General features: G+C 59.6%; 7 protein-coding genes and 1 pseudogene. 4 read left to right on the forward strand and 4 right to left on the reverse strand.

Annotated features, from left to right (window positions below; genetic code table 11):
• Positions 1–1150, forward strand: a 1150-nt coding sequence (locus tag AAC083_RS11600) for an aminotransferase-like domain-containing protein (protein ID WP_108536673.1), incomplete at its 5' end; no start/stop codon positions are given.
• Between the two features lie 147 nt (positions 1151–1297).
• On the opposite strand, the gene AAC083_RS11605 is transcribed toward AAC083_RS11600, so the two are convergent.
• The 3 genes from AAC083_RS11605 to AAC083_RS11615 all read right to left on the reverse strand — a co-directional run bounded on the left by AAC083_RS11605 (position 1298) and on the right by AAC083_RS11615 (position 3377).
• The gene (locus tag AAC083_RS11605) at positions 1298–1678 is read right to left on the reverse strand and encodes a DUF4354 family protein (protein WP_108536674.1); all 381 of its coding nucleotides are present in this window, start codon (positions 1676–1678) and stop codon (positions 1298–1300) included.
• Positions 1679–2069: 391 nt separating this feature from the next.
• A complete protein-coding gene (locus AAC083_RS11610; RefSeq protein WP_181364724.1) occupies positions 2070–2528 on the reverse strand; it encodes a GNAT family N-acetyltransferase in 459 nt (152 codons plus the stop codon).
• Between the two features lie 198 nt (positions 2529–2726).
• Complete coding sequence (locus tag AAC083_RS11615) at positions 2727–3377, reverse strand: tellurite resistance TerB family protein (protein ID WP_042034563.1); 651 nt, start codon at positions 3375–3377, stop codon at positions 2727–2729.
• A gap of 202 nt (positions 3378–3579) precedes the next feature.
• On the opposite strand from AAC083_RS11615, the gene AAC083_RS11620 reads away from it, so the two are divergent.
• A complete protein-coding gene (locus tag AAC083_RS11620; RefSeq protein ID WP_042034564.1) occupies positions 3580–4050 on the forward strand; it encodes an acyl-CoA thioesterase in 471 nt (156 codons plus the stop codon).
• A gap of 84 nt (positions 4051–4134) precedes the next feature.
• A complete protein-coding gene (rsmS, locus tag AAC083_RS11625) occupies positions 4135–4290 on the forward strand; it encodes a pleiotropic regulatory protein RsmS (RefSeq protein ID WP_084204560.1) in 156 nt (51 codons plus the stop codon).
• A gap of 79 nt (positions 4291–4369) precedes the next feature.
• Here the strand turns inward: rsmS and AAC083_RS11630 are convergent, their stop codons facing one another.
• Positions 4370–5212 carry a LysR family transcriptional regulator gene (locus AAC083_RS11630; protein ID WP_108536676.1) on the reverse strand — a complete coding sequence of 281 codons (843 nt, stop codon included), beginning with the start codon at positions 5210–5212 and terminating at the stop codon, positions 4370–4372.
• A gap of 176 nt (positions 5213–5388) precedes the next feature.
• Here AAC083_RS11630 and AAC083_RS11635 point away from each other — a divergent pair.
• A pseudogene (locus AAC083_RS11635) lies at positions 5389–5797 on the forward strand (MFS transporter); the annotation flags it as partial.

Genomic DNA, 5797 nt, shown 5'->3' on the forward strand with positions numbered 1-5797 from the left:
GTTCGAGGTCCTGCAGGCGAGCAAATCGCGGGAATTGGTGCCCCTTGGCATGTCGGTGGCCGATCCGACCCTGTTTCCCCATCCCCAGCTCGGGCGGGCACTGGCCAGCTGCATGCGCAAGCTCGATCCCTTCAGCACGGTGGCCGACCTTCCCCCCGGCAACGAGGCGCTGCGCCGCGCCATCGCCCAGCGCTACGCCAGCGACGGGCTGGCGGTCGACCCGCAGGAGATCATCATCACCACGGGGGCCATGGAGGCGCTCTCCCTCAGCCTGCAGGTGCTGACCGAGCCGGGGGACTGGGTGGTGGTAGAAACCCCCACCTTCTACGGTGCCCTGCAGGCCATAGAGCGGCTGAAGCTGAAAGCGGTGGAGATCCCGGTGATCCCGGGGATAGGTATCGATCTGGCGCTGCTGGCCGAGGCGCTGGCCGAGCGCCCCATCAGGGCCTGCTGGCTGATGGGTAATGTGCAGCACCCGTTGGGCCACTCCATGCCTGATGAACACAAACGCGGGCTGATGCAGTTGCTCAACACCCACGGCGTCGCACTGGTGGAGGACGACGTCTATGCCGAGATCTATGTTGGCCGCGAGCGGCCCAGGCCCATCAAGTATTGGGATGCACGCGGCGATAGCCTGCTCTGCAGCTCGTTTTCAAAGTGCCTGGCACCGGGCTTTCGGGTCGGCTGGGTGGTGGCGGGGCCCCATGCCGAACGCATCCAGCGGCTGCAACTGATGTCGACCCTCTCCACCAATGTGCCGAGCCAACTGGCACTGGCCCAGATGCTGCTCAACGGCGGCGTGGATGCCCACTTTCGCCGTCTGCGCCACACCCTGGCACAGCGCCAGCAGCAGATGCGGGCGGTCCTGCTGAGCCTCTTCCCGGATGAGGTGCGCATCTCCTCCCCCGATGGCGGCTACTTCCTCTGGCTGGAGTTTGACACCCGCCTCGACAGCCGCGCCCTGCACGCCAAGGCCCTTGCCAGTGGTTTTTCAGTGGCCCCCGGTGCGCTTTTTTCCAGCCAGGGGCAACACAACCACTGCCTGCGTCTCAACAGCTCCCATCCCTGGAGCCCGCAGCTGGAGGCCGCCCTGATCAAACTGGCCGGGCTTATCGACACCACACTTAAGCAAAGCTCTTCGTATGAATAAGCGTCACTTTCTGTGGCATATGAAATATTTGGAAAATGCGCTTAACGTATGCGTATAAAAAACGGTATAAACCTTAATCACGATTTAATCTTCCCAACCAGTCGCGTATGCGACTGGCATTCCAACATCATAAGTTGAGGGTGAAGTTTAATGACAGTTATCAGATATTTTTACCAGTGCAGCGTTAAGGATGGCATCATTATTATCAGCAAATACTGCAATCCCTTTTACCATATTACCCTTTTTCAGAACACCTGAAGCCAGGGCTTCATCAACGGTGTCTAACTTGAACTCCTGATTATTTTTGGCGTATGCTTTCAAGCAAGTTTTTGATAAGTCGATGTCATTGCCAGATAGCTTTGCCAAAGCAATTTCAAAGGTTTTTGTGTAAGCATCTTTGGTTCCTATCGACATTGAGCCTTGCGATTTTTCTGTTGCATATACGGCGATGTCCCCAACCGTTGAAGCGTTTGCAGCGAAACCTGAACCAGCCACTACCAATGCTGTAGCGATAATAGAAATCTTCATCTCAATCTCCTAATAAAAGAACAAACAATACAGAAGTAAAACCAATCCGGTTTCTGACAAGAAAAGCATAAAGGTAACTAGCCAATATTATCTTGCACAGTGGTTGATTTTAGTTAGCAGCGCCTACGATATGCACAGTGCATTTTAAACGCATGATCACACCTGCCACAAGTAAAGAGTCGAATTACATTCTTTTACAACTACATAAATTGTTACAAAATGTTCCAGCCCTGCATTACAATTTCATTTGTTCATTAAAACCAGCACAGTTATATATTATTCTGCCACTCAATATAGGCAACGTATAACCAGAGCCCGGCAGAAAATGACTCACCAGAAAAAGCAAACAACAGAGGCCCGTAACGGGCCTCTGTGTGGGAGATAACGCGACTTATCTGGCCATGATCTGTGACTGCACCTTGAACCCTAATGTTTCATAAAGCGACTTGGCTCTCTCATTGAAGGACATGACTTCCAACCGGATCTGACAGGCATCACGGGCCTTGGCCCAGTCGTCGCAATGGGCAATCAAAGCCTTGCCTATGCCTCGGGACCTGTGGTGTTCGTCAACCACCACTGAGCCGATACGGCAGATGGGGAGCCTGGTGAGAAAGGGGATGGCTTCATTGATGTCTATTCTGGCGGTCAGAAAACCCACCACCTCGGCATCCAGCACGGCGACACAAAACAGTCGCCCTTCGCTGCCGATGGCATTGAGCAGAAAACCCCGCTCCTGCGGTGATGGCGGACAAAACACATCGGGGGCATGTTCAAAGTGGATCAAGCCTATCTGTCGATTCAGCTCGAGAATGGCGTCGATATCCTGCCCGGTTGCCGTGCGTATCTCCAACATGTGCTCCTTGCTCTGGTGCTTGCTAACAGGTGGGCACGTCCATCCTCTTTGGGATGGGCGAAAAGCCCATCATTATGGGAGTCAGCGGCAATTACAAGGGTCAATCGTATTCACTTGTGGCTGTGTGTGAGCCTCGCCGCGGGCAACAACAACGCCCCGTGACGGGGCGTTATGGCCATTCCCGCTACCACAGCGTCAGCTCGGGGATCCCAGCTGGGCCACCTGCCGCTCGATACTCCCCTTGAGGTTGTCATCGAGTTTCAAGGCCCGTGCCAGCTCATCCAGATAGCCGCGCTCCATGAAGTGATCCACATCGATGGCGAGCAGGGAGGCGAGGTAGACCTCGGTGGCCTGCTCCATGTCGGTCACCTCCCGGGCCAGCGCCTGCGGATCGAGGGGACGGGCCAGCTCGGCGTCAATCCAGCGCGCCGCATCGCTTTGGCCCTGCTCGGTCAGGTAGTCCTGGACCTTCTGGCGCTCGGCCGCGTCGATATGGCCGTCGGCCCGGGCCGCCGCCACCATGGCGCGCACCAGCAGGGTGGCGCGCGCATCCAGCGCCTGCCCCTGCAGGGTATCGAGGGGCTGGGTGGGTTGCGTGGCTCCGCTCTGCTGGGCCTGCCAATCCTGATAAAGCTTGTAGGCGAGGCCACCGAGGGCCGCCGCCCCGCCTACCGCCGCCACCTTGCCGCCATACTTGCGCACCTTCTTGTTGCCAAGCAGCAAGGCCATGGCACCGGCGGCCAGGCCGCCTTGCGCCATGCCCTTCATCTGCGACTTGCGGCTGTCGCCGCCTTCGTTGAGCCAGCCTTTGCCAGCGCCCAACAACTGATCCAGCATCTGTTTCATCATGACTCCTCGCAATGGAATCCCCATGCTCGCGCCACGTTTATGAACCAAGAGTGAATGCCTGCCCAATATCGCGCCGGGTCCGGTGCATCTTGTCTTTATTCACGGTATACCTGACATACATGCGGGCCTGCTTCTCGGGCCTGCCAGGGCGCCGGTAAGCCCACCGGCCCCGCAACTATTGTCAGGAAAAGGAGAGTGTATGACCCCACCCCGCGAACTGACCCTGCAGTTTCTGGCCGAGCCCGCCGACGTCAACTTCGGCGGCAAGGTACACGGCGGCATGGTGATGAAGTGGATCGATCAGGCGGGTTACGCCTGCGCCGCCGGCTGGTGCAGCGGCTATGCGGTCACTGTCTACGTGGGGGGCATTCGCTTTCTGCGCCCCATCCAGATAGGCCAGTTGGTGGAGGTTCACGCCCAGGTGATCCACACCGGCACCACCAGCATGCACCTGGCAGTGGATGTCTACAGCCGCCATCCGGCCAGCCGGGAGCGCCACAAGACCACCCATTGCATCATCATCTTCGTGGCCATGGACGAGACAGGCACACCGACCCCTGTGCCCCAGTGGCAACCGGTGAGCGAGAGTGATCGGCAGTTACAGCTCTACGCCAAAAAGCTGATGGCCCTGCGCGAGGAGATCGACAAGGAGATGCGCCAGCACCTCTGAGCCCTGCATCACCCGTGACACAGAGCCGGTCCCTATCCGGGTGCGGCTCTGTATAATGGCATTTTCCCCGTTACGGAGTCTGTCATGTCACTGGAAAATGCCCCGCCCGAGGTCAAGCTCGCGGTGGATCTTATCGAGCTGCTGGAAACCAACCGGATCGATCCGGCGCTTGCCCTGGCAGCGCTGGCCATCGTCGCCGAGGACTATCAACGCAAGCTGAAAGAAGGCAAGGATCACTGACCCACTCCTGGTCGCTCTTTCTTCCGGCTTCGGGTTTACCGGCGCAGACTCTTCTGCTCACCATCACCAGCGTCGCCGGTTACTGCGGCCCCATCACCTCGTCACAAAGGGCGATCAGGGCTGCGCTCAAGCGGGTCAGTGGCTCGCCCCCACTCGCCCCGGCATGCAGCGCCAACTCTACCGGATTGATCTTGGGCCAGTGCGACAGGGTCACCTGATCCGGTTGCAACAGCCGTTTGGGCAGCAAGCTCACCCCGATCCCCGCACTCACGGCCCCCTGCAAACTGGCGAGACTGGCGCTGACATAGGCGATGCGCCAACGCCGCCCCTGTCCATCAAGCGCCTCGGTGATCTGCCGCCGATAGAGGCCTTCGCTAGGGAACACCACCAGCGGCAAAGGGTCACGCTCGCTGGCGGGCCAGTCGCGACTGTCGACCCAGGCCAGGGGTTCACGCCAGCTGGCGAGGGGGGCGCCTTGCCCACGCGCCTGCTTGACCAGCGCCAGATCCAGCTCACCGGCTTCGAAGTGCTGCCAGATCTCGTGGCTCAGGCCGCTGTGCACCTCCAGTCGCACCTCGGGATAGTCGCGGGCAAAGGCTGCCAACACCGGGGCCATGGCACCGGCGGCAAAGTCTTCCGGCACTCCCAGGCTCAGTTGCAGGCTCCCTTCGGTCACCTGTTCCTCGGCCTGTGCCAGCAGCGCCAGAATGCGGCGGGCCAGCCCCAGCAATTTTTCGCCCTCCGCCGTCGCCACCACCTGGCGGCCAGCGCGATCCAGCAGCGGGCAGCCGAGCTGCTGCTCAAGGCGGCGTATCTGCTGGCTGATGGTAGATTGGGTCAGGTGCACCCGCTCACCGGCGCGGGTGAAGCTGCCGGTGTCGATAATGGCGACAAAACTGCGCAGTAACAGGGGATCCAGCATGGGGCACTCCATTTGCAAAACCACTGAATGTCATTCTATCATTTAATTTCCAAATGACTTTCAACCCCGCTAGGCTGGCGTTTTTGCCCCCTTTGACGGTGTTCTGCCATGTTCAGCCCCGATGCTTCCGCTTCCCGAATGCTCCCCGTTTCCCTCTGCGCCGAGGGCGATGCCTGATGAATCAACGAAATACGGATCAACACCCAGTCCACACCGCCCTGCTGGTGCTGGTGATCCTGATTGGCCTCAACCTGCGCCCCTTCCTCACCGCCATCGGCCCCTTGAGCCGCGACATTGCCGACGCGCTGGCGCTGGGCATGGATACCCTGGCGTGGCTCACCCTGCTGCCGCTCTGGCTGATCGGGATCGGCGTGCTGATCACCCCGGGCCTGCGCCGCCTCACAGGCCCGCGCCAACTGCTGGGTGCTGCCCTCTTGCTGCTGGGGATGGGCAACGCCATGCGCTTTGATGCCCAGAGCGGCGCCCTGCTGATCGCCAGCGCGGCGCTCTGCGGCCTGGGCTCGGCACTGGTGCAAGGCGTGCTGCCCGGCCTTATCAAGCAGACCTTCACCCACAAGGTGCCGC

The organism is Aeromonas sp. HMWF014 (genome assembly GCF_963878295.1).
GTDB classification, from domain to species: domain Bacteria; phylum Pseudomonadota; class Gammaproteobacteria; order Enterobacterales; family Aeromonadaceae; genus Aeromonas; species Aeromonas popoffii.